Consider the following 25,817-nt stretch of genomic DNA (forward strand, 5'->3'; position numbering starts at 1 on the left):
AACTATTCTACATTTGAGCAAACAAACAACGATGCAATTAAAACCGCTTTCATGGAGATTATTTTAAAAAATCTTTCGCAGAAAGCCTTTCTTCTTTTTCTTGTCAGCCTCTCCAAATGCTTTTCGCTTCTCTTCATCACGATCACGTTTTCCGAAAAGGCGCTGAAAAAAATTAGAATCAGATTTATACAGATCGCAAGATAGACGCGACCGTAATGATGCATTGAGTGCAGGGAAATATTGCGCCTTGTATTCTCCTTGACTGTCGTGCTGTGCTTTGCGTAACATGCGTCCTACGATAGGCAAGGCGGTGTTTGCACCTTGGCCCAACGCTGTCGATCTGAAGTGAATACGCGGATCGTCGGCACCTACCCACGAGCCTACCACTAGGTTGGGTAATATGGCGATGAACCACCCGTCGGCATTGTCTTGCGTTGTACCTGTCTTTCCCGCAACATCACCTTCGATACCGTATTGTGATCGAAGTCGCGCACCAGTACCCTCATCGATTACACGCTTCATCATATGCAACATTAGGTTTGCCGTTTCAGGCGATAGCGCTTGCTTTGGCTTCTCTGGTTGAAATGATTCCAACGTTTCTCCATGTCGCGAGTTGATTGACGTGATATAGAAGGGTGTTATTACTTTTCCATTGTTGGCAAAGCACGAGTAAGCGGTTACAATTTCTGTCATCGAAACGTCTGCTACGCCTAGCGCGAGTGAAGGAACTGTCGGCATGGTCGCGCTGATGCCCATCTTATGCGCAAGGTTTACGGTGTTCTGAATTCCTGCACGCTCCAGCACTTTCACTGATACCGTATTCACCGAATATGCAAGTCCACCGGCTAAGGAATATTTAAGATCATAGTTATCTTCTCCAGTATTGGTGGGTGTCCAGCCTTCTGCATTTGTGTATACCGTTTTTTCCGCGGAGATGTAGTCGCATGGATCAGCGCCTTGTTCCAACGCGGCAGCATAGACAATTGGTTTAAAGGTAGATCCAACTTGACGTCGCGTGGTAGTTCTCACGTGATCGAACTGAAAATAGTTGTGATTGATTCCTCCTACCCACGCTTTGATTTCGCCCGCACTCGGTTCGATAGCAAGCACGCCTGCATTTAAAAAAGTAAGATAGTGTTTGATCGAATCAATCGGACTCATCATCATCTCCTTCTCTCCTTCCCAGGTGAATACTGACATCAAATATTTTTTGGACATGAGGCGAGTAATTTCTGCTTCCTGAAGTCCTTGAGATTTCAAATCACGATAGCGTGCGGTTCGATGGATAGCATCTTCAAGTACATCATGTCGCGCATGCCACGGATCACGCTTTCCCCAATGCGATTGAAAACTTTTCTGGATAACCGTCATCTGTTGACGTACAGCTTCCTCGGCATAACGTTGCAACCGCGAATCAATGGTGGTATATATTTTCAGCCCATCCGTGTAGAGGTTATAAGGTTTTCCCTCCGCATTTGTATTAGCCTTACACCACGTCATCAGATCTTCACGAATGTAGTCTCTGAAATACGGCGCAAGTCCCTCATGGTGTGTTGTACGTCTATAGTTAAGCTTGATGGGCAATGCTTGCAGACTATCTCGCCGTCCTTCTGAGATCATCTCATACTTCTGCAACTGCGCAAGCACAACATCACGACGCATTTTCGATCGTTCCGGAAATAACCGAGGATTGTAGGTGTACGTAGCCTTAAGCATGCCCACTAATACAGCTGCTTGATCTAACGTGAGTCTCTTAGTAGGTACACTGAAGAATCTTTGAGAAGCAGTTTCAATCCCAAAAGTATTATCACCAAATGGAATAGTATTGAGGTAAAGCGAGAGCAGGGATTCTTTATCGTAAACACGCTCTAACCGGCGAGCGATAATGATTTCACGAATTTTATTGATTGGCAATGATAACAGCCAATAATCTCGCCGAGGATATAAGTTCTTCGCAAGCTGCTGCGTAATCGTACTACCGCCGCCCGACGATTCACGTTGCAGCAATATACTTTTAACCAATACCCGCGCAAGACTTTTTGTATCAACGCCACCATGCTGAAAGAATCGTACATCTTCCGTAGCGATCAACGCTTGCACAAGGTGCTGCGGTACATCCTCATAACGGATATTCGAACGTTCTTGAATGAAATATTTACCAAGAAGAACGCTGTCTGCGCTATACACTTCTGTTGCAAGTGGGTTCTCTACTAAACGTAACTCAGCTTTACTGGGCAACGAGCCGAATGCCCCAACCCACACGAGTCCAACAAATAGAAATGTTGATAAAAATAAAACACCAAAAAAAAGACATCCACCAATCAGAATTCTCCTGCTGATGGATTGTCCTTTAAAGTATTGCCAAGCCTTATTAACGTATTCGCGTGCCTGCTCCAAAAATCGCTTCATCATTAAACTGAGTCGGTTTTTATCCAACCATGAAAATTTAATGCCCAAAATAAAATGAGACTTTAGGAAAAACCATTAAAAATATTCTAGCGAACACCAGAGACGTTACTTTGATAAAAAGGCCGACAACATCCAATGATGTTTCTCGATACTATTGATAAACTTTTTGGTCATCTCTTCCGTACCCGAATCATTTTGGTCGATGGCAACACCTACAACGGAAAACATATATTGTAACAGTATTCGGTAATCGCTCAATATTTCACGGACCATTATATCGGATTTGAGATCGGTAGTAGTCTCTTTAATTTCAGAGATCTCTAAATAATCCCTCATGGTGCTTAATGGTGTTTTTCCAAAGACGCGTATACGTTCGGCGATGACATCTATATTTTCACGCGCCTCATTGTATTGTTCTTCAAACTCAAGATGCAGGTCGAAGAAATCTGAGCCCTTCACATTCCAATGATAGTTGCGCAGTTTTTGATAATGGACGCTGTAATTGGCGAGCAGTTCGTTCAGCACGATGGAAATGCGTTCTGTTTCCTCTGTACTCCAGCCCAGTTTAATCGGCTTTGATTTCGCAAGCCGATTGTCAAGTTGGGTTTGCGGTACATTTTGAATATCGTTTTCAGTGGTTTGCATAGTCGTTTATTTGACAATGCTTGTTCAATAACTATTCCAGTGGAAATACCACCGGCGCGGCAAATGAATTTCAGTGAGCCAGTAGAAAAATATGGACAAATCGTGGATTAACTCTACACCAACAGCTACCAGAGCGCCCGATATATGCCTGATTGGTGGGTAAAAGGTGGATGTTTTCACAAAAATGTACTGGTACAAGAATGTATAAGACGATTACATACAACAATTTATTCGACATGAAACAAGACACCTCCAATCCAACACCACCACAACAAGATGACGAAATGATTTTCTTTCGGCAGATCGCGAAAGAGCTATCGATCGAGGAACCCAAAGAAGTTGTGATCCTCGTCGCGTCAGTCCTCCAAGCCCTCCGACAGACATTGCCGTTAGACCGCGCAAGCTTGCTGATCAACGAACTCCCCGACTTCTTGAAATTAACGTTTGCTGCAAACTGGAAGCGTGATGAAGAGATCGTAAAAATTGATCACCTGGATGAATTCGTTAACCTTGTAATGGCACGGGATCGAAAATCGAAAAAGAATCTTTTCAAGAGCGAAGTACATGCGCTTTCAGCAATCATTCTTACCTTAAAGAATCTCTACAAGTTGGTTAACCTCGATAAGTTCGAAGGTCTTAGTCAGGCATTAAAACAAGAACTGCGGGAAGTTCCGGTGGAAGCCGCAGCATAACCCATACATATTATGACCGCGCTTAAGACGGGCCGAAGGTTTCGATGGATCTTAGCCTCTGTATTGCTGTTCGTTGTGATCGCTTTCTTCGGGGGCAGATACCTTTTGTTATCCAAGATTCGCGACACGCTACATAACCGTTTAGGCGACCTCCGCAGTAAAGGTATTTACATCAAATTTAAATCGGCGAAAATTAACACTTGGAGCGGCGACCTTAACATCAGCGACCTTCAGGTGAGCGTGGGTCTTGATACGACGAACCGAGATTTTTCCGCTGCTATCCCGTTTCTTCAGGTAAGTGGATTCAAGATTATCCCTTTCATCAAGAACAGGACAATTTCAATCAAGAACGTTGCACTCGAAGATCCCGCATTATCCTTTAGACTCAATGTGAAGGCACCAGAATCTGAGACACGAAATGCTTTTTTCGAAGACTTATACATCAACAGAATCACTATCACCGGATCGTCTTTCTTACTAAAAGATTCCGTCAGTCAGGATACCATCGCGCATGTGAAGTCCGACTTTTTTGTTGAACACTTAGGTCTCGAACGAGTCAACGATTCGCTCGCGTGGCGGCAATCCAGTGTACATATTCAAGGATTTGCATTTGATCTTCCGAAAGAGCGCTATGCCTTTTCTGTAAAAGATGTGCGCCTTGACCTCGAGAAACACACCTTTGAAGTTGACACTTTTAAGATGACACCAAAACTTACGCGAAAACAATTCATGCGTGAGAACGGAAAAGAGATTGATTACATTAAAGCTGTTATTCCATACATCAAAGTCAGTGGCTTTTCGCTGCGTGGCAATCCCGGCATAGCGGTCGACATTCGGAAAATAAGAACACAATTATTCATGGAAGTGTACCGCGACAAGCGCCTTCCATTTATCAAAGACAAACGCACTACACTCCCTTCAAATTTTGTACAACGGCTGCCATTTGATTTGAACATCGATACATTACGTCTCGATGAAGGCCTTGTTTCTTATGAAGAATTTCCAGAGAAAGGAGACTCCTCTGGTGCCGTCTTCTTCGACAAGCTTCAAGCAACTGTCATCGGCATTAGCAATACCAAGGCGCCCGACAAACAGACTGTGATGCATGCGAAATCGAAGTTTATGGGCAAGGGAGAATTATCTGTCGACTTTACATTTCCTGCCGATACAACCAAACCTTATACGGCAAAAGGATCGTTAAAGAACTTCCCGATGGTCAAGTTAAACGATATGCTCGGGCCAGCCGCCAAAGTTCGTGTAGAGTCAGGCACCATGACAAATCTGAAATTCAATTTCAAATACAATGTATATCGTTCTGACGGTAACGTTGAATTGAACTATGAAGACCTTCGAATAATTAGCCTTCGCCAGAATAGCAAGAAGGAAATAAAAGTCAGCATGATCAAAACGCTCCTGCTGAATACGTTCATCTTAAAAAAAGATGCACAAGAAGATGACAAAGACGACAGCAAAACTGGGACAATACTTTTTTATCGCGATCAGAAGCGATCGATATTTAACTATTGGTGGAAATCTATCTTCTCAGGAATCAAATCAGCTTATAAAATTGACAAGCTTCAAGAGTTCACCGAAGACTTAAAAAAGAATGATCGCGCGAAACCGTCAAAGCGGTAAGCTAGTCGCCGAACAAATCTGAGCTTAAGTATCTGTCGCCACGATCGCACACAATAAAGACGATTACACCTTCTTTAATTTCGCTTGCTACTTTCAACGCTGCCGTGAGCGCACCACCACTACTCATACCCGCAAGGACACCTTCTTCTTTCGCAAGTCTTTTGGTGTAACTACGTGCGTCAGCTTCGGCGATGTCGATTACACGATCTACACGTTCTGGCTCAAAAATCTTGGGCAAAAATTCCTTCGACCATCTTCTTATCCCAGGAATACAAGCGCCATCTTTTGGTTGAGTTCCAACGATCTGTATGTTGGGATTTTGTTCTTTCAAAAAACGAGAGACCCCCATAATTGTTCCTGTCGTGCCCATCGCAGAAACAAAGTGTGTTACTTTTCCCTGTGTATCACGCCAAATTTCGGGCCCAGTAGTACGGTAATGCATGCCGTAATTATCGGCGTTGCCAAATTGATTGAGAATGTGATACCCTTCGTTCTGGGCCATCGACTCCGCGAGCTCACGCGAATACTCGATCGTCTTCGCCGACGGCGTTAGAATTACCTTTGCACCATACGCTTCCATCGCCAGCACACGTTCGCGAGTAGAATTATCAGGCATGATCAACGTCATCTTCAAGCCCATAAGATTTGCAATCATCGCTAAGGCAATGCCCGTGTTTCCACTTGTCGCTTCAACCAGTTTGTCGCCAGGCTTGATGTCGCCGCGATCAAGCGCGCCTTTGATCATCCCATACGCTGCACGATCTTTTACACTTCCCCCTGGATTGTCTCCTTCTAACTTTCCGTAGATGGTTACATTCTTATTGACTGGAATACGTTGAAGTTCGACGAGTGGCGTATTGCCAATGAGTTCTGTTAATTTCATGACTTTTTATCTTGTCTAAAAACAACGAGGTCCGTTTCATTCGTTTCCCCGTTGAACATTTTTGCCTGGTAATACAATTTAGAATGCGCCGGCACAGAACGCGTGAGCCACACGTTTCCGCCGATCACGCTATCATGACCGATTACGGTTTCACCACCTAATATTGTGGCGCCTGCATACACCACAACGTTATCTTCAAGTGTCGGATGACGCTTCCGTTCGGCATCTTCCTTGTTTACACTCAAGGCCCCTAGTGTTACGCCCTGATATAACTTCACGTGATTGCCAATGACTGTTGTTTCGCCAATAACAATACCCGTTCCGTGATCGATGCAGAAGTGCTCACCAATGCGCGCACCAGGATGGATATCAATACCAGTTCTACTGTGTGCATGCTCTGTAATAATCCTGGGAATACCATGCACATTTTGGCTGTGCAATTCATGTGCTACGCGATATGCGGCGATCGCATAAAATCCAGGATATGTTCTGATGACTTCGCTCCTACTTTTTGCAGCCGGATCACCTTCGAACATCGCATCAACATCGCGCTGAAGTTTGTCATATATCGTAGGCAGTGCTTCAAAAAAATTGTCAGCGATCGCTGTAGGCGAACCTATGCGAGGCGAATTGCTCTGAAGTAATGATTCAAGCGTCTTCTTAAGCTTTTCCATATGCTGAAAGAAAGCCGCCTCATTCAAGTGCGAGAGTTGTGTGAAGTCTGCAAAAAGGGCGCCCAACAAATCAATATAAAAGCGCGAAATCGCTTCTGGTGAAGGGCATGTGGGGCACGCTTGATGAGACGTGTAAAGACGATGAAAAAATGATTGGTGGTTCATTAACTCAAAATAAAATTTCCGGCACTAAGGTTCAATATTACGAAGAAATTATCGAGCAAGAAGTCACGCGCTTGACGTTATCCTCCAAACGAGTAAACGTTAGGGACGCTTAAAGCAGGCCTCATTCGACAAAAGACAAACGGTTGGAATGTGGTGCGGGTTGGGACAAAATTGTTAACGAGGCGTTAAAGCCGCACATTACAACACCTCGCGTAAGACGATGCGTTGATTTCTGAACGATACTACATCGCCCTTTTTCTTTCCAAGCAACGCTTGCCCTACCGGTGACGCGGGTGAAATACAAAAAAATGATTTGTCGCCGACGCGCAGTTGCCCAAGGCTTACACTTAAAAAATAATGACTATCGTCTGTTAAAATGACAGCACCTTGTTGGACGGTATCGGAACGTTTTTGGAGGTCAATCTGTTCGAGCGTTTTTTTCGACTTGATGAATTCCTCAAGCTGCGATGATAGTTTTTCCATTTCCAAATGGATCATCGCGCGACCAGTTTCGTACTTATCGCCGGCGCTACTCTTTGTTTCTTCCGCAGCATCTGCTTGAACGGCCTGCATCGCTTCTTCCACAGCTTGAATCCGCGCGGTAATTTGGGCGAGACTTGCTTGATAAAGTTGTTGTTTTAAATCACTCATGCGGCGGCAAATTGCAACAACTTATTCGATAAATCCACTACCCCTTTTTGCCCATTCTCGCAATCACCACAATGATGATGACAACAACAAAAACGACCAGGAAAATTCCTGTGTAAACGCCAGCGCTAAAAATATCGCCGACAAGTTCGCAGCTCGTCATCGACATGGCGAGCACGAAAATCCAAAATAATGAGCGGTAGTTAATTGTTTTCATTTGCATTATCGGCTAGCCAATACTTGAATCCCTTGCTCACGAATAAGTTTCACCGTATCGCCATTGCAATCGATGCCTTTACCATATTCAACAATAGTATAACCACAGGACGGAGCCTTCTTGGGTTTAGGTCGTTGAGATACTGAACCATGATGGAGCCCTGCGCCGATAACAGCTAAAATCGTCACCATCATCATGAATGTTAGAAATACTTTTTTCATACCTTTAGATTAAGCCGATCTGGTAGATTAAATTTTCATACCATCGTTATAAGGCCGTTTTAAGACAATATCACGGCTTTTTACAATACCTCAGATGGTGATTTATTCTACAACTTTGGCCGCGCGAGAAGCACCGTAATTGGCCTGTGGTTTTATGCTTTGATCATCTCAAGGTATCGCACGGGTATCCCGCATTATGTATATTCATTTTATAAACTCAAAAAACAAAATGTATGCGCTGGTTAGGTAGACAACAAAGTGGTAACGTAGATGATCGTAGAGGCGGTGGCGGTGGTGGTAGAATGGCGGTAGGTGGTGGAATCGGTGGCATTGTGATCGTGGTGATCGCGCTCCTGCTGGGTAAAAATCCATTAGAATATATTGATATCGGTCAACAACCAACACAAAGTTACGAGCAACCAGTACCCTCTGGCGCTGCAGACGAAGAAGGCAACTTCGTAAAGGTTGTATTGAAAGATACTGAAGATGCTTGGGGTAAAATTTTTCAAGAGCAGCTCGGAGCAGATTACCAAGAACCTGTGCTTGTGTTATTCACCAATACAGACCAATCTGGTTGTGGCTTTGCATCTGCGGCAACAGGACCTTTCTATTGCCCCGCAGATCAGAAAGTGTATATCGATTTGAGCTTTTATGACCAATTGAAAGATCGCTTCGGCGCACCCGGCGACTTTGCCATGGCTTACGTCATTGCGCATGAAGTTGGTCATCACGTGCAACATCTCTTGGGTGTATCAACAAAAGTACATCGTGCACAACAAAGTATGACAGAACGAGAGGCCAATGCGCTTTCTGTAAAACTTGAGTTACAAGCCGATTTTTACGCGGGTGTATGGGCGCACTACGCCAAAGAGATTAACATCCTTGAGGCTGGCGACATTGAAGAAGCACTTCAAGCCGCCAATGCCATTGGTGATGATAATCTGCAGAAACAATCACAAGGATATGTAGTGCCCGACGCTTTCACGCACGGTACATCTGAGCAACGTATGTACTGGTTTAAGCGTGGATTCGAATCTGGCAATCTCAAGGATGGAAATACTTTTAATGAAGTAGATTGAGAGGTTATTGCTTCGCAGGAGGAGTTACACGAACATAGACCTCAACAATTTGAAGGTTCTCTTCACCGATTCCAAAATCCTTTAATGCTTCTACGCCTTTCTGAATAAGGGTATCGCCACGGATTTCAAGATCGAATGTGAAGTCGTTTCCTTCGTATCCACGAGCTGTACAAAACTCGAGATGCTCCGTATACCGTGTGTCAACGAGGTCGTAGCTACCGCCACCGCCGCCAAAGAAATGAGTTGTCGTTGTGTCACCTTTCTCCCGAACATTGTGATTAAGAAAAGCGAAGTGTGTGTCATTGATTATTTTGATCATCTTTCTACCCGGTACAGTAGTGTGAATGGTCGAATCTTTTTTGATCTGCAGCGCATCAACGAGCTGCCATGTTCCGATGAGTTTAGATTGAAAAGTTTCTGCTGGTTTAGACACACACGCACATGTGATTAAAGCCACGAATACGAATAGATAAACTGCTTTCATTTTGAGAAATAGATTGGTTAAAATCGTTTTCAAAAATATACAACGAACTGGCTACTGGCGATGGTGTGGCATTATTTTTTCATATTTATAATGTTTTATGAGCGTAAAGAATCCTATCATCATTGTTGACGACGACCAAGATGACCAGTTCTTGCTGGCGAAGGTATGTGAGAAGATCGGCGTCACCCACGAAATACTTTTCTTTGATGACGGACGCGATGCCTTAAAGTATCTGCGAAGCACCACCGAGAGACCCTTTTTGATCATGAGCGATGTCAATATGCCCTTGATGAATGGATTTGAGCTGCGACGCGAAATTCACAACGATGTTACGCTTCGAGAAAAAAGCATACCTTTTGTTTTCTTTTCAACCGCAGCAAGTCCAGCGCAAGTTCGTGAAGCGTACCACCTCACGGTTCAAGGATTTTTTCTTAAAGAGACCAGCATGGAAAAGATTGAACAATCACTACGAATGATATTTGACTATTGGACGAAATGTAAACGTCCCTAATGAACCGCGGTACCATATACCAACTTTTTTCCGCGATTATCTGCAGCCGCTTCATGGCAATGTGAAAGAACATGACGAAATTAGGGATAAGCCTAAATCGGGTCATGATTCCATCAAATGAAAATATCCTCCTCGTCGGTTCAATACTGCTTTTCGTGAGCATATTAGCCAGTAAGACGTCTTTTCGTTTTGGAATTCCCGTGCTTATATTCTTCCTCATCATCGGCATGCTAGCGGGATCAGAAGGCCCTGGTGGAATTTATTTTAATGATCCACACATCGCTAAATTTCTCGGGGTCGTTGCGCTGACGTTCATCTTATTTTCCGGCGGACTGGATACGAAATGGGGAAGTGTAAAGCCTGTACTAAAAAATGGGATCGCGCTCGCAACACTCGGCGTATTGATCACAGCAAGCGTCGTCGGTATTTTCTCAAGCTATTTACTTGACATCAGTTTAATTGAAGGACTACTTATCGGTGCGATCGTTTCTTCTACTGATGCTGCTGCTGTATTCTCGATACTCCGATCGCACAACATCGGGTTAAAGGGAAACATTCGGCCGCTTCTTGAATTTGAAAGCGGTAGCAACGATCCGATGGCGTACTTCCTCACGACGAATCTCACCTACCTGGTCTTGCATCCAGAAAAATCCATGCTTTCGATGCTTCCCACATTCTTCATCAGCATGGCTATTGGCGCTGTCGTTGGTTACGGCATGGGGCGTTTCATGAATTGGACAATCAATCGAATAAAATTAGAAGTGCAGGGATTGTATCCCGTACTCATGCTCTCTCTTGTTTTCTTCACGTTCTCCTTTACCGATTTTATTGGTGGTAATGGATTTCTTGCGGTATACCTTTCCGGCTTAGTCCTCGGCAACAGCAGTTTCATCCACAAAAAAAGTATGATGAAATTTTATGATGGCCAAGCCTGGGTAATGCAAATCATCATGTTCGTAACGCTTGGGCTATTGGTTTTTCCGAGCAACGTTATTCCCGTGGCCGGAAAAGGAATTCTAATTGCTGCGCTATTGATATTTGTTGCGCGACCACTGGCCGTGTTTATATCGCTTGCTTTTTCACACGATATGGACTACAGAAAAAAACTTTTCATCTCCTGGGTGGGCTTACGAGGGGCCGTACCAATCGTGTTTGCTACATATCCCCTCATCGCGGGTATGCAAGGCGCAACCATGATCTTCAATTTGGTATTTTTCATTTCGCTTTCTTCGGTACTTCTGCAAGGCACAACCTTACCCATCATTGGAAAATGGCTGCGCGTAAGTGTCCCCGGCAAGATCAAAAGAAAGTTCCCACTCGACATAGAACTAAACGATGATTCGAAATCCGAATTGATCGAACTCGACATTATGAACAATTCCGCGAGTGCAGGGAAAGCGGTTGTCGACTTAAAACTTCCGCCAGGATCGTTCATTGTGCTCATTCATCGCGAAGGAAAATATTTCTCTCCCAATGGGCAAACGGTTCTCAGCCCCGGTGATCATTTGCTAATGATGGCCGACAGAAAAGAAACTGTCAAAAAGGTGCACGAATGTTTCAAACCAAAACTTCCACCACAGCATGCCTGAACTTTCCGCCGGTCTCGTCATGTGTCGAAAAGTAAACGGCGCACTTGAGTTCTTTCTGGTACACCCTGGTGGCCCTTTCTATGCAAAAAAGAATGAAGGTGTGTGGAGCATTCCTAAAGGTATGCCTGACAACGGAGAGGCGCTATTAGATGCTGCCCTTCGTGAGTTCGAAGAGGAAACGGGTATCGTACCTCATAAACCTTTTAAGGCGCTTAAACCGGTTCGAATGAAGAGCGGCAAAGTTGTACATGCTTGGACGTTTTTAGGGAAGTGGGACCCTGCCGCGGGTATTGTTTGCAATACATTTGAACTTGAATGGCCACCACACTCCGGCAAAAAAATTAATGTACCAGAGAATGATCGTGCAGGGTGGTTTTCACTCGAAAAGGCAAAAGAGATGATTCGGCCAGCACAGATACCGCTGTTGGAGGAAGCATTACAGTCTTGGTCGTAAATACTCGTTCCGTATAAGCACTATGCTTTCAATTGCCCTTTCTCCATTTTACGATTAATCTGACGAATTACTTCGTCCAGTTCAAGGCCAGCTTCTTCCAGACGCTTTAAGATTTGTATTTTCTCGTCAGCTTGAATTTCATCAAGTTTCGAAAGCTCAATCAACCCAAGAATCCGCGCAACAGGTCCACGGACCTCATGTGCCGTGAAGAAGGTAAATTCGATGAGCTTCTGATTTTGAAACTTAATTTTTTCGGTACGCTCTTGTACCATCGCCTCAAGGTTCTCATTCATCTTATGAATATCTTCATTCAGCTTAATGAGTGTTTCTTTCGCTTGAAGGTTATTCTTGTTGAGCTTATAAAACTTGACACCGAAGATTGTCGTCAGCAATAGAATTAAGCTCACGCCAATAATCGCCACATATTGACGCCGCACAATCTTTTTCTGAAATTCTAGTTCGCGATCATTCTTCTCAAAGTTGTATAACATCTGCAGCATCGCGATCTGCTCAGACTTCTGATGATTGAAGATTTCGCGTTCTATCGCCATCGCTGTTTTTGTATAGTACAATGCGGAGTCAACACGACCGATGCCTGTAAAATAATCGGCAAGCAATTGATCAATTTGCATTTCATTGTGACGGCTTACTTTTTCACGTGCAAGGTTCTTCGCGTAGTTCAATTTAGAATAGGCAGAGTCAAGTTGCTGTGTTTCGAGAAACAATTGACCGAGTTTTTTACTGATCATGATGGTTGCTACGTAGTCATGTGTGCGCTGAGAGTCGGTCAGCGCGCTTTGATATTTCTCTAGCGCGGCAGTATAATTTTGTTGCGCATGAAATATTTCTCCCATCTGGAATGACGCATAACTGCCGCGCCAATCATGTGCACGGTCATAGAGTGTTCTTGCTGATTCACACAGGCTCATGGCACGATCAAAATTCTTTTGATTTAAATGATATTCCGCAAGTGCCAGATAAGAATTTGCGACGCCAGCACTATCTCCTGCCATTCGCTTTAAGGCTAGCGATTGTTCAGAAAACATCTTTACTTTTTCAAAGTCTTTCTCTTCAAGATAAATTAACGCCAGGTTGTTGAGCACCTTTGCCTGGCCAGTCTTATCCTTCAGCTTTTCGTAAAGATTTAATGCTTCGTAAGAGTATTGTGCACCCAGGTGGTATTCCCCGCGCACGTAATAGATCACGCCTAGCGTTCGATAAGCATCGGCGATACCCGATTCGTAGTTGTACTCACGGGCCTCTTGAATCGATTCTTTGGTTAACCGTTCGGCTTCGGTTACAGAAACCGGCGTATAGGCAAATGCAAGTCGATTTAGCGCGTCTACATGGAGTTTCCCTGCTTCCGCCTTTGGCAATGCCTTCAACAACGAATCAATCCGCTGTTGCTGCGCAACGGCGCCATGAATTGTTGTCAACAGAGATACCAGAAAAATCAGGGTCCTTGCCATACTTCACATATCAAACCCCAAATAAAGCAAGTTATTCTTAAAATAACGCTTTTGCGATCCTATAAATAGGATCGGATTTGCCCATAGAATAGAAATGCAATGTTGGAACCCCTGCTTTAATGAGCTCTTTTGATTGTTTAATTGCCCATTCTATCCCAACTTCTTTCACCGCCGCATTGTCTTTGCATTTCTCAACTTCGTCAGCAAGTTCCTCAGGCAAATCGATATGAAACGTTGTTGGAAGTACGCTTGATTGTGTCTTCGTTGTAATTGGCTTGATCCCGGGAATGATCGGAACATTGATACCTGCCTCTTTACATTTTAAGACAAAATCAAAATACTTGGCATTATCAAAAAACATCTGCGTCACAATGTACTGTGCACCGAGGTCAACTTTCAATTTCAAATACTTGAGATCTGTCTTAAGGTTTGGCGCAGCAAAATGTTTCTCAGGATATCCCGCTACTCCAATACAGAAGTTTGTTGGCGCTGTGTTCGAGATATCTTCATCGAGAAACTTCCCGTTGTTCATATTCACAACTTGTTGTAACAAATCGGAAGCGAACTTATGTCCATCGGGCTCAGGTACAAAACGACCTTCACCTTTGATGCCATCACCTTGGAGTACCAATACATTGTCGATCCCGAGGAAGTGAAGATCGATCAACGCATTCTCTGTCTCTTCGCGACTAAATCCGCCACAAATAATATGGGGCACCGTATCGACTTTGTAATGATTCTGCAAGGCAGCGCAAATACCAACAGTACCAGGTCGTTTTCTGGTAGCACTTTTTTCGAGAAGTCCTCCCTCCTTTTTCTTGTATACGTACTCCTCACGGTGGTAAGTCACGTCAATAAAAGGAGGCTTGAACTCCATCAATGGATCAATGTTCTTAAAGAGATTCTTAATATTCTCTCCCTTGAGCGGCGGAAGAATTTCAATTGTAAAAAGTGTTCTTCCGTTGGCAGAGGCTAAATGGTCGCAGACTTTCATTTTTATTAAAATGTGTTGAAGTGTTGGTGTGTTGGCGTGTTGACGTTCGTCTTATCTGCCACACATACTTTTTGCTATTTTTTACTTTGTTCTTAAATATTTTATCAAGCCTAACGTGAGGCTTTTTGTTTCTTCTACAATTGACCTCGCGGTCTCTATTCGTTTTCCCGACACATATTGAAGGTCTTCCAAGACGTACAATATGCTGCTGACTTCTTGCGCAGAACTTTGTGACGTATCGAGAAATCTAATGAAATCCTTCGCGCTGTACCTTCCAAATCCCTCAGCAATGTTATTCATCGTTGACAATGCGGCTCTTTTAATTTGGCTTCTTGTATCAAAATCTGTTTTCAACTTTCCGACATCAAATAAATCTCTCTGACCAGCTTCCGCGCAGCTTGCCAGCATTTCAAATCCTCAAATCTTTGAATTTTAGTCATATACACAACGGTTAATTAAATGCATCTCTATTACTAACGTCAACACACCAACACGTCAACACCTCAACACACTCAAACATCATAACTCAAATTCGGCGCTAGCCACTTTTCTATCTCCTCGACTGTCATTCCTTTGCGCTTAGCGTAATCTTCAACTTGATCTTTTTCAATCTTGCCGAGGCCGAAGTATTTGGATGATGGATGCGAGAAGTAATATCCACTTACCGCTGCCGCTGGATACATCGCATATGATTCCGTCAATATGATTCCGGTTTTACCTGCGTCGAGGAGTTCGAAAAGTAATTTCTTCTCGGTATGATCCGGACACGCAGGATAGCCTGGCGCTGGTCGTATACCCGCATACGCTTCATCAATCAATTCATCATTCGACAAATGTTCTTCGGATGCATAACCCCAATAATCACGTCTAACTTTTTCATGAAGCAATTCTGCGAATGCTTCCGCGAGTCTATCAGCAATCGCCTTCGCCATGATATCCGAGTAGTCGTCGTGATTCGCCTGATGCTTCTCAATTAACTTTTCCAAACCGATGCCCGCTGTAACGGCAAACATCCCCAAGTAATCTTTGCCTGCTTCCGGTGATATCAAATCGGAAAGACAAAAATTTGGTAGTCCTTGCGCTTTTTTATTTTGCTGACGAAGGAAATGAACCGTTGCCAATTCCGCTTCACTAGAATCATCTCTCCGCAATACCACATCATCTAGTTTAGAAGTCGCTGGGAAAAACGCAAGCACCGCATTGGCTTGAAGACTTTTATCACGGATAATCTCATCAAGCATTTTATTGGCATCGTTGTAAAGCTTTTGAGCTTCTGCACCAACAACAGAATCTTTCAATATACCAGGATAACGACCTGCTAACATCCATGTTTGAAAGAATGGTGTCCAGTCGATGTACGGTCTGATCTCTTCTAATGGATAATTGATCAGTTCTTTCCTGCCCGTGAACTTTGGTTTGTAATATGTGGTCGTGGACCAATCGATCGCCGTTTTATTCTTACGCGCCTCTTCAAGCGTGATGTAATTCTTTGTTCCCTTTCTATTTTCATGATCTACGCGAAGCTGTTGATACTCCTTCTTCAGGCGTGTTTTAAAATCATCGCGTGTACGTCTGTTAATGAGTTCGCTTGTGACCGGCACCGAGCGAGATGCATCCAAAACATGCACTACGGGGCCGTCATAAACAGGATCTATTTTCACCGCCGTATGAATACGTGACGTCGTTGCGCCTCCGATAAGCAAAGGCAATTCCATTTTTTGACGTTGCATCTCTTTTGCAACGTGCACCATCTCATCCAGCGATGGTGTAATCAAACCGCTAAGGCCAATGACATCAACATTTTCACGCTTCGCAGCTTCAAGTATTTTTTCGGTTGGCACCATCACGCCAAGATCAACCACTTCGTAGTTGTTACAAGCAAGGACCACACCGACAATATTTTTACCGATATCGTGTACATCACCCTTCACGGTTGCCATCAAAACTTTAGCCGCACTTTGCTGCGTGGATCCACTAAGCCGTTTCTCCTCTTCCAAGTAAGGGGTGAGATAGGCTACGGATTTTTTCATCACGCGTGCGCTTTTCACGACCTGAGGCAAGAACATTTTTCCGGCACCGAAAAGATCACCCACGACGTTCATTCCGCCCATCAAAGGACCTTCAATAACGAGCAATGGTCGTCCATACTTCTGACGAGCTTCTTCTGTATCTTGATCGATAAAGTCAATAATGCCTTTTACGAGTGCATGCGTCAGGCGTTCTTCTACACTGCCTTTACGCCATTCGTCATCCTGTTCTTTCTTTTTCGCTGCGCCTTTTACCGTTTCGGCAAATTCCAGTAGACGTTCCGTTGCGTCATCGCGTCTGTTCAACAACACATCTTCAACACGCACAAGAAGTTCTTTATCGATTTCGTCGTATACCTCGAGCATGGTTGGATTCACAATGCCCATATCCATGCCATGTTGAATAGCATGATAGAGGAACGCCGCGTGCATCGCCTCGCGTACCTTTTGATTCCCACGGAAGCTGAAAGACACGTTACTAACACCACCACTCACATGTGCATGCGGGAGGTTGGTGCGAATCCATTTCGTAGCGGCAAAAAAGTCCAACGCATAATTTCTATGCTCTTCAATCCCCGTGGCTACAGGAAATATGTTAGGATCGAAAATAATATCCTGTGGTAGAAACTTGAGGTCGTGCACGAGTATATTGTATGCACGCTGGCAAATTGAAATTCTCCTATCATACGTATCGGCTTGACCTTGCTCGTCGAAAGCCATCACTACGACAGCAGCGCCGTAGCGCTTCACCAACTTCGCTTGTCTAATAAATTCAGGCTCGCCACTTTTTAAGCTGATCGAGTTTACGATACCTTTTCCCTGAAGACACTTTAGTCCAGCTTCAATCACATCCCAATTAGATGAATCAATCATCACCGGAATTTTAGCGATCTCCGGCTCCGAAGCCATGAGGTTTAAATACTTCACCATGGCAAGCTTCGAATCGAGCATACCTTCATCCATGTTCACATCGATGACCTGTGCGCCACCACGTACTTGATCAAGTGCAACTTCAAGTGCTTCTTCAAATTTATCTTCTTTGATAAGTTTGAGGAAACGTGCCGACCCGGTTACGTTCGTACGTTCACCTATATTTACAAAATTGGAGCTGGGTGTGATCGTTACCGCTTCGAGACCACTTAACTGTAGAAAACTATGCATGTGCGAGTACTTCCCTTGGTTTATATTTTTTTGCAAGATCTGCAATACGACGAATGTGATCTGGCGTAGTGCCACAACATCCGCCAAGGATATTCACGAGCCCTTCACGAAGAAATTCTTCAACTTGTTCCCCCATCTCAATTGCCGTTTGATCATACTGTCCAAACTCGTTTGGCAGCCCCGCATTCGGATAAGCACTGACAAAGAATGGAGATTTTTCATTGAGCACCTGCAAGTACGGGCGCAGTGCACTTGCCCCTAACGCGCAATTCAGACCGATACTCAATAACGGGACATGCGATACCGACACTAAGAAAGCTTCCGTGGTTTGTCCCGACAGCGTTCTTCCACTGGCATCGGTAATTGTTCCCGATACCATCACCGGTACTTCCCTTCCGATCTCTTCAAAAAGTTCCTGAATGGCAAATAGCGCAGCCTTCACGTTAAGCGTATCAATAATTGTTTCCAGCAATAAAATATCGGCGCCTCCGTCGAGTAGTGCTTTTGCTTGTTGTTTGAAAGCGATTGCGAGTTCATCGAAGGTAATCGCACGATATCCTGGATTGTTTACATCCGGAGACAGCGATGCCGTTTTGTTTGTAGGGCCCATCGCACCGGCTACGAAGCGAGGCTTATGTGGTTCGCGCTTGGTGAACTCATCGGCTACCTCGCGTGCAATTTTCGCAGACTGATAGTTAATATCATAAACGGCATCCTCCAAGTGATAATCGGCTTGCGCGATAGTTGTACCGCTAAACGTGTTAGTCTCGAGTATATCAGCCCCCGCTTCCAAATACTGCTCATGGATAGCCTTGATAACGTCGGGCCGAGTGATCGATAATATATCGTTGTTACCTTTTAACGGATGTTGATGATTTTTAAACCTCTCACCACGAAAATCTTCTTCCTCGAGTTTGTAGCGCTGAATCATCGTACCCATAGCCCCGTCAATCACGAGGATGCGTTCTTTCAAAATATCTTGGATATTCATTGGCCCTCCTTTGCTTGAGTTGTGCTTTTCCAGAGAGCCCTATATGGTGGGTCGCTTATCTTCTCCCGCACAAGTCGGGATGGGATTTAGCACAACACCAAGTCGCAATGCAATCGAAACCAGGTAGGATGCTAAGACGTCACTGGGCCCAAACCCTCGGTCTTTCTGGATAAGCTGTGCAAAGAAAAACAATAACCACTTAAAATAAAAAGGCAATAGCTTAAATTTGCGAACTCATGAAGCTAGCTGCGATAGACATTGGCTCAAACGCCATACGTTTTCAAGTGTCAACGGTGCTGGAAGGCCCGAATGTTTTGTTTAAAAAACTAGAGTACGTTCGTTTTCCCTTGCGACTAGGGCACGACGTGTTCACCGAAGGAAGGATCAGTCACAAAAGTGCAGACAAATTCATCAAGCTGATGAAAGCCTACAAGCTCTTGATTGATCTCTACGAAGTCGACGACTACATGTTTTGCGCAACATCGGCGATGCGTGAATCTGAAAATGGCGCTGAGCTTGCAAAAACGATTCAAAAAGAATTTGGTGTGACCATCCACATCATCGATGGAAACAGAGAGGCCGAGCTTATCAACAATGCCATCAGTTCTTTCTTAACAGATAAGACGTACCTACACATCGACGTAGGTGGTGGTAGCACAGAATTAAACTTGTACTACGCCGGAAATAAAATTAAAACGCAATCCTTCAAGATTGGTTCCGTTCGTGTGCTGGAGCAAATTGATTCACCTGCGAGTTGGAAAGACATGGAAGATTGGGTGAAAGAAAATGTAAAAAAATCCTATGGAAAAGTAACCGCTGTCGGTACCGGTGGTAACATTAGCAAGATCTTTGAACTCGCTCAGACGAAAGCAGGGAAGACTATGTCGCTTCGAAAAGTAAAGCAGATTCGAGACATGGTCGAAGGATATTCCATTCAAGATCGTATCTATAAACTGCAGATGAACCCAGATCGCGCAGATGTGATTATTCCCGCAAGCAATATCTATATGCAGGTGATGGAGTGGGCGCATGCATCAAGCATACTCGTACCCGAGGTTGGGCTAAAGGATGGTATCATGCTTCACCTCTACGAGAAAAACAAAGGAAAAACGAAAGCGAAATAATTCCTAGAATTTCTTCTTATCAAAAGTTGTTTTACCCTTTTTACGCTGGTCAACTTTAAGGTCGATCATGTAAGCAAGCGATACTCTTAAACCCATGTTACGGGTCTTGAGGTTATCTTCGTAGTAAGTAATGTATTGTCCGAATACACCATTGCTTTCTCTACTGAGGTAGCTGTGTCCGAGCTCATAACGGAACGTGAGCACCATTTCACGATCGCGGGCAGGTTCAAACACAAATCCAGTTGTGAAGTTCAAGCCCAACTGAATGCGGGTTGGCTTTTCAACAACCATTTCATCATCCGCTGTTTCGACGGGATCACCCTTAAAACTAATCTTGAAGTCTACTTCAGGTCCGTTTTCTGCGAACTCATGCGTGTCAGTATTTACAATGGTTCCTTTACCGCCAAGCCAGTAACTCACATTGGGACCAATCCCAAGAAAATATTTAAAAGGCTTCTTGTTTATTGTACCACGAAAGTTCACCGTGTAAACGATAGGCATTTCGATATACTTATAGCGCATTTTTAGCGTCAAGTCATCAAAGAGCTCACTTTTTCCCTCCATGTCTTTACCCTTGGTCGAATAGATGAGCGACGTATGGAGAAAGAAACGTTTTCTCACACGAAATGAGACGTGCCCCCCTGCGTGCCATCCGAATACGGGCGAAACTTTGAAATCATCTTTGAAGTCCTTGTCTCCAAAAGAGGTCCACGAAAAATTGCCACCGGCGATGGGACCAATTAAAACCTGTGCTTCAGAAACACTGGCAAGTAAACTAATCAATATGATCAGGCCTGTTATCTTTGCTTTCACGCAAACTTTTTGGTTATACCTTGGAATAAAAAATCTTTCAAAATTAAAAGGTTTTCAGCAAGTTACCGCCAACAACATACCAATTAAACGAAAAAAACGCTGTATATTCGTGAGTTTACTGTAAACGTACTTTTTAAACTGATACAATTCACCGAAGGCAAACAGATTTCATGGCATGAAACAGGTGAACAGCCTGATTTTTTTAGAGTGACTTTAATGCTTTTGCCAATATTAATACGTTAATGCGGTATTTTTTTTATTCCATTATCCTCACCCTCTCATGCTGTGCCGGTGCATTGGCGCAGAATTATGCCGTCTATAACAGTTTCTATGTAAACCCTTTTCTATACAATCCTGCTGAAGCCGCAACAGAAAATGCCTCACTATACATCATGCACCGTCAACAGTGGATGGGAATCGAAGGCGCGCCGATGCTAACCGGATTATCTTATAATTCATTGATCAACGATACGCGCGCGGGATACGGTGTACGTTTCTCAAACTACTCACGCGGCGTGTTAAACACCACCGATTTCTCAGCAACCTATTGCTACGGCATAGGACTATCGCAGAAAACATTCTTATTCTTTGGCCTTTCCGGCGGCGCAATATCCAACACGATCGACCTCAACAAAGTTGATGACCCGGATGATCCTGCCATTGCAGAATATTTGAATAGCAATATTCAGCCTGTGGCGAACTTCGGAATGCTCCTACGTTCTGCTTCTGGTTTAAACCTTGGTATTTCGCTGCCGCAGTTGTTCACACCGAAATTCAATAGCACACAAAGCTTCGGCAGTACGGGCGTGTCCCCTTTTGATAACATTTTCATTACGGCCTACTACAAGCGAAAAGTAGAAGGCAAAATTGTAAACCGAAGAAAGGGCGGCATGCGCTCGCGTGTTAAAACGAAAGAATCCATTGCTCCGCTTGAGTTTTATCTTAACTACAAGTACTCAGCACTCGGTAATAGTCAGTTTGAAGTACTGGGCAAATTTAATCTTTCTCAGAACTTTTGGCTTGGTGCTTCCTACAAGATGCCTTATGGATTCACGGGCAACTTTGGGATTAATATCAACAAGTTCACCTTTGGATATTCTTACGAACCCAATACGCAACCCGAAACCGGATTCTCTAATGGAACGCACGACGTGATCATTGGACTGAAAATCGGTCAGAAGAAACGCTTTAAGAAAGCGGCGCCGCTTCTGCGGTCACAAATTCAGTCGACAGCTGAAACACGACATACCGCGCGCTTCCAAGAAGATATCGAAGACCCTGATAATATTACACGCGAAGAGGTTAAAAAGAAGAAGTACTACGTGGTGATCCGTTCATTCGGTGACTTCAGTCAGGCAGACACTTACAAGAAAAAATTGATCGAACAGAAGTTCAACGCGGATGTATTCTACCATGAAAAAGACAAAAAATATTACGTACACGTGTTAGAGACAACGAAGGCAAGCGATGCGAATGAAGAGGTGAAGAACTTGAAAAACTTCACGAAGTTGAAAGATGCAAAAGTCTTGACGGTGATTAATACTGAGAAATAAAAGTACATCCAGGTTACGTTTTTGATGTCTACCTGAATTTATAACACAATGAAAAAGTACCGGAACATATTGCTCTACGTGCTACTTATCCTAGCAGCATTCGCCATGGCTCCCGGATCAGCTTTGGCTCAAAAACCTGAGATCGTAGCGGTCGACAAAGTGAGCGGTCCCATGGAAGACATCATCACTTTAAAGGGAAGTAACTTCGGCAGCGTTATCGGCGATGTTGAGGTACACTTTGGCGCACAAAAAGGTGTCGTAAAAACCGTCACGGATCAGTTACTAGAAGTCGCTGTTCCGCCAGGCAGCACACACGATAATATTTCCGTAACGCACATACCAAACAAACTTACTGGATATAGCAGCCCACAATTTCTGTTGAGCTTTAGCGGCGTCAGTCCATTTGATGTGACCAGACTTGGTCCACAACAAGATTTTAACGCAGCCGACGGACTCTATGATCATTGCTTATGCGACCTGAATACAGATGGTCGCGTTGATATCGCGGCAGCCAATCGTGCTAACACCAACATTTCCATTCTGCAAAACACCAGCACCGGTGTTGGCAGCATTAATTTCTCAAAGTCTGAAGAGAACGTAAACTTCGCAACACTTCAAATAAAATGTGGAGACCTGAACGGTGATGGTCGACCTGATCTCGTGGCTACAGAAGGAACCACAGCTGTAAGCGACACGCGTATTTTCATCCTGCAAAATAATGGGGCCATGAATTTCACACACCAAGAAATAAAGCTCACAGGCCAATTGGCTGGTAAAATTGAAATTGCCGATCTCGATCGCGATGGGAAACCTGAAATCATTGTGACCGATCAAAAAGTTAATCCTGGCGGCGGAAAGATTGTCATCCTTAAGAACATTAGCAACGGACCAATCGTAATGGAAAGCCCGGTGACGCTTACGGTAAATGAATCAGTATCTGCAGACGCGATTGCCATAAAAGATCTTAACGGCGATCATTTTCCCGACATTGCAGTAAGTCAATTTGGTTCTTCTACCAACGCGATCCACATCAGCGTAAACAAGAGTACTCCCGGCAACATCAGCTTCGATCCATTTACGAAGTTAGCCATTCCAGACGTAGTCTTTGAAATGAAAATCGCCGATGTTGACAATGACCGTAAACCGGATGTGATTGTCTCGCGTGTACTTACCGGACAGATCGCGGTGTATCTCAACACAACAGCAACCGTTGGTGGTGCTATTTCGATCGTGAAAAAAGCTGACCTCCCTGTACAAACTGGTGTGTGGGGCTTCGATGTTGGCGATGTAGATGGCGACGGTCTTGTTGATATCGTTAGTTCATCGACAACAAACACTAAGATTTCGATTTCAAGCAATCAAAGTTCAGCGGGCAACGTCTCTTTTACAACGGTAGAAAAATCGGTAACATTTATTACCCGCGAAATGCGCGTTGGTGATTTAGATGGCGATGGAAAACCAGAGATTAGCTTTTGTAGTGTTGATAAACCGGGTACGCCTGCATCAAAAGTTTCTATCTTGAGAAATAAGTCTTGCGTCCTTCCCAAGATCAACCCGGAGCGAACACCTATCGCAATCTGTGCTAACCTTCTACCTTACAAACTTACCGCCACAGCAAGTAAAGGTTCTTATTACCAATGGCTCAAAAATGGCGTGCAGGTTTCATGTGGGCTCAATCAATATACATTTGATGTCACCGCTGGCACAGGTACGGGCGTTTATTCTGTGAAAATATTGGCCGAAGGAAGTACATGTGCTTCTACACCGGCAACAGGATGTAGTCTTGAGTCAAACCAAGTTGACATCACCGTAGGTGCAGCGTCCGCTGCGACGTTCACCGCAGTTGCTGACCCTAACCCATTGTGTGAGGGAGGCAAACTTACGTTAAAGGCATCACCGACATCGGCCACTAAGTATTCATGGACAGGCCCAGACGGTTTCGCGAAAGAAGGTGCTACAGTCGAGCTCGATAACTTTGAATTGAAGAACGCCGGTACTTATGAAGTCTTTATCACCGTGGGTACGTGTGTTGCTACACGAAAAACCGTTGTTGTTAAAGCTTCGAGCTTTCCGACCTTTACCGTTGGCTATCCTGGTTCAAATAATTTATGCGAAGGCGATCCAGCAAAAACGTTAACTGTATTTCCTTCTACCGGATTTAACTATCAATGGAAAAAAGACGGTGCTAACATTGCCGATACAGACGCGAGTCACGATGTAACATCAGTGAGTTCACAATCGGGATCATATACCGTAAAAGTTACAAGTGCATCGTGCGTAGGTAAAGAAGTCGAAACAGCGCCTGTAGTCATCAACGTGGTAAAACCACCAGTTGCGGCGATCACGGCGCCAGCATCTGCCTGTGAAGGTCAAGAGGTATCGTTCACAACGACGAATAACGTTGGTGACCCCGATTACGAATGGACCTTCGGTGATTCGCAGACCGCAAGCATTCAAAATCCGACACACATCTACAACAATTCAAACGCAGGATACACGGTAACGCTCAAGGTTTCTTTTGCCGGCGCTTGTCCAGCCGCAGATACCCATACGATCGAGATTACCGACGCGCCTACGATGACCATCTCGACGACGGCACCAGACTACAAAATTTGTTCTGGAGAAACCATCACTTTGACGATCGCCAATACATTTGTCGATCCTGTATGGAGCAATGGCGATACTGGGTTCTCTACTACCGTTGGCGATGATGGTATTTTCAAAGTTACAGCAAAGGCCGCTAATGGCTGCGTACTTACAGCGCAAAGCACACCCATTGTAAAAATACCAGCCGCGAACATCATTCTTACCGCCGAGCCGGCAAAAATCAACGAGGGGGAAACGTCCCAACTCAATGCAGATGGACTTCTCGACTACACATGGACGCCAAGTGAAACCTTAACCGCGTCTAACATTCCTAATCCCGTGGCACAGCCAATCAAGACTACGGAATATACCGTGAGCGGCCTTGATCAGAATGGCTGTATCGGTACGGCAACAATTACACTGACAGTTTTTGGCGAGGCCATTGTGAATAAACTAGGTCCAAAGAATTTCTTTTCGCCGAATAACAGTGGCCCGAACGATGTTTGGTTGGTCGAAAACATTACTGACTTTCCACAATGTGCCGTTACGATTTATGATGATAAAGGCGTGAAGGTATTTGACGCTAAGCCCTATGCCAACGATTGGGACGGCAAGTTTAATGGCAAGGATTTACCAGACGGTGTATACTTTTATGTGATACGATGTGAGGGAGAGGAAAATTCTCCGAGAACCGGGAGTATCACGTTAATTAGATAATTTTGCACCTGCAGCCGGTCGGTACTTTTTGACACCTTATCGATAACGTTACCAATAAGCAAACAATTGATAGGGA

Annotated in this window: 23 protein-coding genes and 1 riboswitch; of the genes, 9 read left to right on the plus strand and 14 right to left on the minus strand. The window is 44.2% G+C overall.

Annotation, left to right across the window (positions count from 1 at the left end; all coding sequences use genetic code 11):
* Window positions 1-63: 63 nt before the first annotated feature.
* Together DQQ10_RS10860 and DQQ10_RS10865 are read right to left on the minus strand one after the other, a co-directional pair.
* Window positions 64-2,412: a transglycosylase domain-containing protein gene (locus DQQ10_RS10860; RefSeq protein ID WP_112746883.1), complete on the minus strand. Its 2,349-nt coding sequence runs from the start codon at window positions 2,410-2,412 to the stop codon at window positions 64-66.
* Between the two features lie 102 nt (window positions 2,413-2,514).
* Entirely contained in the window at window positions 2,515-3,054 is a 540-nt protein-coding gene (locus DQQ10_RS10865; RefSeq protein ID WP_112746884.1) for a Dps family protein, read from the minus strand.
* A gap of 200 nt (window positions 3,055-3,254) precedes the next feature.
* Here DQQ10_RS10865 and DQQ10_RS10870 point away from each other — a divergent pair, with 200 nt between their 5' ends.
* Together DQQ10_RS10870 and DQQ10_RS10875 are read left to right on the plus strand one after the other, a co-directional pair.
* Window positions 3,255-3,746 carry a DUF2267 domain-containing protein gene (locus DQQ10_RS10870; RefSeq protein WP_165823888.1) on the plus strand — a complete coding sequence of 164 codons (492 nt, stop codon included), beginning with the start codon at window positions 3,255-3,257 and terminating at the stop codon, window positions 3,744-3,746.
* A gap of 12 nt (window positions 3,747-3,758) precedes the next feature.
* Window positions 3,759-5,381 (plus strand): AsmA family protein, encoded by a 1,623-nt coding sequence (locus DQQ10_RS10875; protein ID WP_112746886.1) that lies wholly within the window; start codon window positions 3,759-3,761, stop codon window positions 5,379-5,381.
* Between the two features lies 1 nt (window position 5,382).
* Here DQQ10_RS10875 and cysM read toward each other — a convergent pair whose 3' ends face one another.
* The 5 genes from cysM to DQQ10_RS10900 form a co-directional block, all read right to left on the minus strand.
* Window positions 5,383-6,264, minus strand: a complete 882-nt coding sequence (gene cysM / locus DQQ10_RS10880; RefSeq protein WP_112746887.1) for a cysteine synthase CysM — start codon at window positions 6,262-6,264, stop codon at window positions 5,383-5,385.
* Window positions 6,261-7,103 (minus strand): serine O-acetyltransferase, encoded by an 843-nt coding sequence (locus tag DQQ10_RS10885; protein WP_112746888.1) that lies wholly within the window; start codon window positions 7,101-7,103, stop codon window positions 6,261-6,263. Before DQQ10_RS10885 ends, cysM begins: the two co-directional genes overlap by 4 nt.
* Window positions 7,104-7,301: 198 nt before the next feature.
* The gene (locus DQQ10_RS10890; protein ID WP_112746889.1) at window positions 7,302-7,754 is read right to left on the minus strand and encodes a GreA/GreB family elongation factor; all 453 of its coding nucleotides are present in this window, start codon (window positions 7,752-7,754) and stop codon (window positions 7,302-7,304) included.
* A gap of 37 nt (window positions 7,755-7,791) precedes the next feature.
* Window positions 7,792-7,968 (minus strand): hypothetical protein, encoded by a 177-nt coding sequence (locus DQQ10_RS27925; protein WP_165823889.1) that lies wholly within the window; start codon window positions 7,966-7,968, stop codon window positions 7,792-7,794.
* A 5-nt stretch (window positions 7,969-7,973) separates the two neighbouring features.
* A complete protein-coding gene (locus DQQ10_RS10900; RefSeq protein ID WP_112746891.1) occupies window positions 7,974-8,189 on the minus strand; it encodes a hypothetical protein in 216 nt (71 codons plus the stop codon).
* 233 nt (window positions 8,190-8,422) lie between these two features.
* On the opposite strand from DQQ10_RS10900, the gene ypfJ reads away from it, so the two are divergent.
* Window positions 8,423-9,268: a KPN_02809 family neutral zinc metallopeptidase gene (gene ypfJ / locus DQQ10_RS10905; RefSeq protein ID WP_112746892.1), complete on the plus strand. Its 846-nt coding sequence runs from the start codon at window positions 8,423-8,425 to the stop codon at window positions 9,266-9,268.
* Window positions 9,269-9,272: 4 nt separating this feature from the next.
* Here ypfJ and DQQ10_RS10910 read toward each other — a convergent pair whose 3' ends face one another.
* Window positions 9,273-9,752, minus strand: a complete 480-nt coding sequence (locus DQQ10_RS10910) for a hypothetical protein (protein WP_112746893.1) — start codon at window positions 9,750-9,752, stop codon at window positions 9,273-9,275.
* Between the two features lie 97 nt (window positions 9,753-9,849).
* Here DQQ10_RS10910 and DQQ10_RS10915 point away from each other — a divergent pair, with 97 nt between their 5' ends.
* The 3 genes from DQQ10_RS10915 (at window position 9,850) to DQQ10_RS10925 (ending at window position 12,306) form a co-directional block, all read left to right on the plus strand.
* Window positions 9,850-10,263, plus strand: coding sequence for a response regulator (locus DQQ10_RS10915; protein ID WP_112746894.1), 414 nt, complete (start codon window positions 9,850-9,852; stop codon window positions 10,261-10,263).
* Window positions 10,264-10,367: 104 nt separating this feature from the next.
* On the plus strand, window positions 10,368-11,852 hold the full coding sequence (locus tag DQQ10_RS10920; protein ID WP_112746970.1) for a potassium/proton antiporter: 1,485 nt from the start codon (window positions 10,368-10,370) through the stop codon (window positions 11,850-11,852).
* Entirely contained in the window at window positions 11,845-12,306 is a 462-nt protein-coding gene (locus DQQ10_RS10925; protein ID WP_112746895.1) for an NUDIX domain-containing protein, read from the plus strand. The genes DQQ10_RS10920 and DQQ10_RS10925 overlap by 8 nt, the downstream gene beginning before the upstream one ends.
* A gap of 20 nt (window positions 12,307-12,326) precedes the next feature.
* On the opposite strand, the gene DQQ10_RS10930 is transcribed toward DQQ10_RS10925, so the two are convergent.
* The 5 genes from DQQ10_RS10930 to DQQ10_RS10950 form a co-directional block, all read right to left on the minus strand.
* Window positions 12,327-13,775, minus strand: coding sequence for a tetratricopeptide repeat protein (locus tag DQQ10_RS10930; RefSeq protein WP_112746896.1), 1,449 nt, complete (start codon window positions 13,773-13,775; stop codon window positions 12,327-12,329).
* A gap of 37 nt (window positions 13,776-13,812) precedes the next feature.
* Entirely contained in the window at window positions 13,813-14,769 is a 957-nt protein-coding gene (gene metF / locus DQQ10_RS10935; RefSeq protein ID WP_112746897.1) for a methylenetetrahydrofolate reductase [NAD(P)H], read from the minus strand.
* Between the two features lie 81 nt (window positions 14,770-14,850).
* Window positions 14,851-15,177, minus strand: a complete 327-nt coding sequence (locus tag DQQ10_RS10940) for a four helix bundle protein (RefSeq protein WP_112746898.1) — start codon at window positions 15,175-15,177, stop codon at window positions 14,851-14,853.
* 104 nt (window positions 15,178-15,281) lie between these two features.
* Entirely contained in the window at window positions 15,282-17,957 is a 2,676-nt protein-coding gene (metH, locus tag DQQ10_RS10945) for a methionine synthase (RefSeq protein WP_112746899.1), read from the minus strand.
* On the minus strand, window positions 17,950-18,948 hold the full coding sequence (locus DQQ10_RS10950; protein ID WP_112746900.1) for a homocysteine S-methyltransferase family protein: 999 nt from the start codon (window positions 18,946-18,948) through the stop codon (window positions 17,950-17,952). The genes metH and DQQ10_RS10950 overlap by 8 nt, the downstream gene beginning before the upstream one ends.
* 52 nt (window positions 18,949-19,000) lie before the next feature.
* A riboswitch (SAM riboswitch) is annotated at window positions 19,001-19,124 on the minus strand.
* A gap of 60 nt (window positions 19,125-19,184) precedes the next feature.
* Here DQQ10_RS10950 and DQQ10_RS10955 point away from each other — a divergent pair.
* A complete protein-coding gene (locus DQQ10_RS10955) occupies window positions 19,185-20,072 on the plus strand; it encodes a Ppx/GppA phosphatase family protein (protein ID WP_112746901.1) in 888 nt (295 codons plus the stop codon).
* A gap of 3 nt (window positions 20,073-20,075) precedes the next feature.
* Here the strand turns inward: DQQ10_RS10955 and DQQ10_RS10960 are convergent, their stop codons facing one another.
* The gene (locus tag DQQ10_RS10960; protein WP_165823890.1) at window positions 20,076-20,885 is read right to left on the minus strand and encodes an outer membrane beta-barrel protein; all 810 of its coding nucleotides are present in this window, start codon (window positions 20,883-20,885) and stop codon (window positions 20,076-20,078) included.
* 242 nt (window positions 20,886-21,127) lie between these two features.
* Here DQQ10_RS10960 and DQQ10_RS10965 point away from each other — a divergent pair, with 242 nt between their 5' ends.
* Window positions 21,128-22,438, plus strand: coding sequence for a PorP/SprF family type IX secretion system membrane protein (locus DQQ10_RS10965; RefSeq protein WP_112746903.1), 1,311 nt, complete (start codon window positions 21,128-21,130; stop codon window positions 22,436-22,438).
* 48 nt (window positions 22,439-22,486) lie between these two features.
* On the plus strand, window positions 22,487-25,741 hold the full coding sequence (locus tag DQQ10_RS10970) for an FG-GAP-like repeat-containing protein (protein ID WP_112746904.1): 3,255 nt from the start codon (window positions 22,487-22,489) through the stop codon (window positions 25,739-25,741).
* Window positions 25,742-25,817 lie beyond the last annotated feature (76 nt).

It is taken from the genome of Pseudochryseolinea flava (assembly GCF_003286915.1).
Classification (GTDB): domain Bacteria; phylum Bacteroidota; class Bacteroidia; order Cytophagales; family Cyclobacteriaceae; genus Ohtaekwangia; species Ohtaekwangia flava.

What these genes read in the sequence shown, in the direction of transcription:
- DQQ10_RS10925 (WP_112746895.1), top strand. Translation starts at nt 11,845, where the DNA reads ATGCCTGAACTTTCCGCCGGTCTCGTCATGTGTCGAAAAGTAAACGGC.
- DQQ10_RS10920 (WP_112746970.1), top strand. Translation starts at nt 10,368, where the DNA reads ATGATTCCATCAAATGAAAATATCCTCCTCGTCGGTTCAATACTGCTT.
- cysM (WP_112746887.1), bottom strand. Translation starts at nt 6,264, where the DNA reads ATGAAATTAACAGAACTCATTGGCAATACGCCACTCGTCGAACTTCAA.
- DQQ10_RS10860 (WP_112746883.1), bottom strand. Translation starts at nt 2,412, where the DNA reads ATGATGAAGCGATTTTTGGAGCAGGCACGCGAATACGTTAATAAGGCT.
- DQQ10_RS10900 (WP_112746891.1), bottom strand. Translation starts at nt 8,189, where the DNA reads ATGAAAAAAGTATTTCTAACATTCATGATGATGGTGACGATTTTAGCT.
- DQQ10_RS27925 (WP_165823889.1), bottom strand. Translation starts at nt 7,968, where the DNA reads ATGAAAACAATTAACTACCGCTCATTATTTTGGATTTTCGTGCTCGCC.
- DQQ10_RS10955 (WP_112746901.1), top strand. Translation starts at nt 19,185, where the DNA reads ATGAAGCTAGCTGCGATAGACATTGGCTCAAACGCCATACGTTTTCAA.
- DQQ10_RS10875 (WP_112746886.1), top strand. Translation starts at nt 3,759, where the DNA reads ATGACCGCGCTTAAGACGGGCCGAAGGTTTCGATGGATCTTAGCCTCT.
- metF (WP_112746897.1), bottom strand. Translation starts at nt 14,769, where the DNA reads ATGAAAGTCTGCGACCATTTAGCCTCTGCCAACGGAAGAACACTTTTT.
- DQQ10_RS10930 (WP_112746896.1), bottom strand. Translation starts at nt 13,775, where the DNA reads ATGGCAAGGACCCTGATTTTTCTGGTATCTCTGTTGACAACAATTCAT.
- DQQ10_RS10940 (WP_112746898.1), bottom strand. Translation starts at nt 15,177, where the DNA reads ATGCTGGCAAGCTGCGCGGAAGCTGGTCAGAGAGATTTATTTGATGTC.
- DQQ10_RS10890 (WP_112746889.1), bottom strand. Translation starts at nt 7,754, where the DNA reads ATGAGTGATTTAAAACAACAACTTTATCAAGCAAGTCTCGCCCAAATT.
- ypfJ (WP_112746892.1), top strand. Translation starts at nt 8,423, where the DNA reads ATGCGCTGGTTAGGTAGACAACAAAGTGGTAACGTAGATGATCGTAGA.
- DQQ10_RS10970 (WP_112746904.1), top strand. Translation starts at nt 22,487, where the DNA reads ATGAAAAAGTACCGGAACATATTGCTCTACGTGCTACTTATCCTAGCA.
- DQQ10_RS10870 (WP_165823888.1), top strand. Translation starts at nt 3,255, where the DNA reads ATGTATAAGACGATTACATACAACAATTTATTCGACATGAAACAAGAC.
- DQQ10_RS10865 (WP_112746884.1), bottom strand. Translation starts at nt 3,054, where the DNA reads ATGCAAACCACTGAAAACGATATTCAAAATGTACCGCAAACCCAACTT.
- DQQ10_RS10950 (WP_112746900.1), bottom strand. Translation starts at nt 18,948, where the DNA reads ATGAATATCCAAGATATTTTGAAAGAACGCATCCTCGTGATTGACGGG.
- DQQ10_RS10965 (WP_112746903.1), top strand. Translation starts at nt 21,128, where the DNA reads ATGCGGTATTTTTTTTATTCCATTATCCTCACCCTCTCATGCTGTGCC.
- DQQ10_RS10915 (WP_112746894.1), top strand. Translation starts at nt 9,850, where the DNA reads ATGAGCGTAAAGAATCCTATCATCATTGTTGACGACGACCAAGATGAC.
- DQQ10_RS10910 (WP_112746893.1), bottom strand. Translation starts at nt 9,752, where the DNA reads ATGAAAGCAGTTTATCTATTCGTATTCGTGGCTTTAATCACATGTGCG.
- metH (WP_112746899.1), bottom strand. Translation starts at nt 17,957, where the DNA reads ATGCATAGTTTTCTACAGTTAAGTGGTCTCGAAGCGGTAACGATCACA.
- DQQ10_RS10885 (WP_112746888.1), bottom strand. Translation starts at nt 7,103, where the DNA reads ATGAACCACCAATCATTTTTTCATCGTCTTTACACGTCTCATCAAGCG.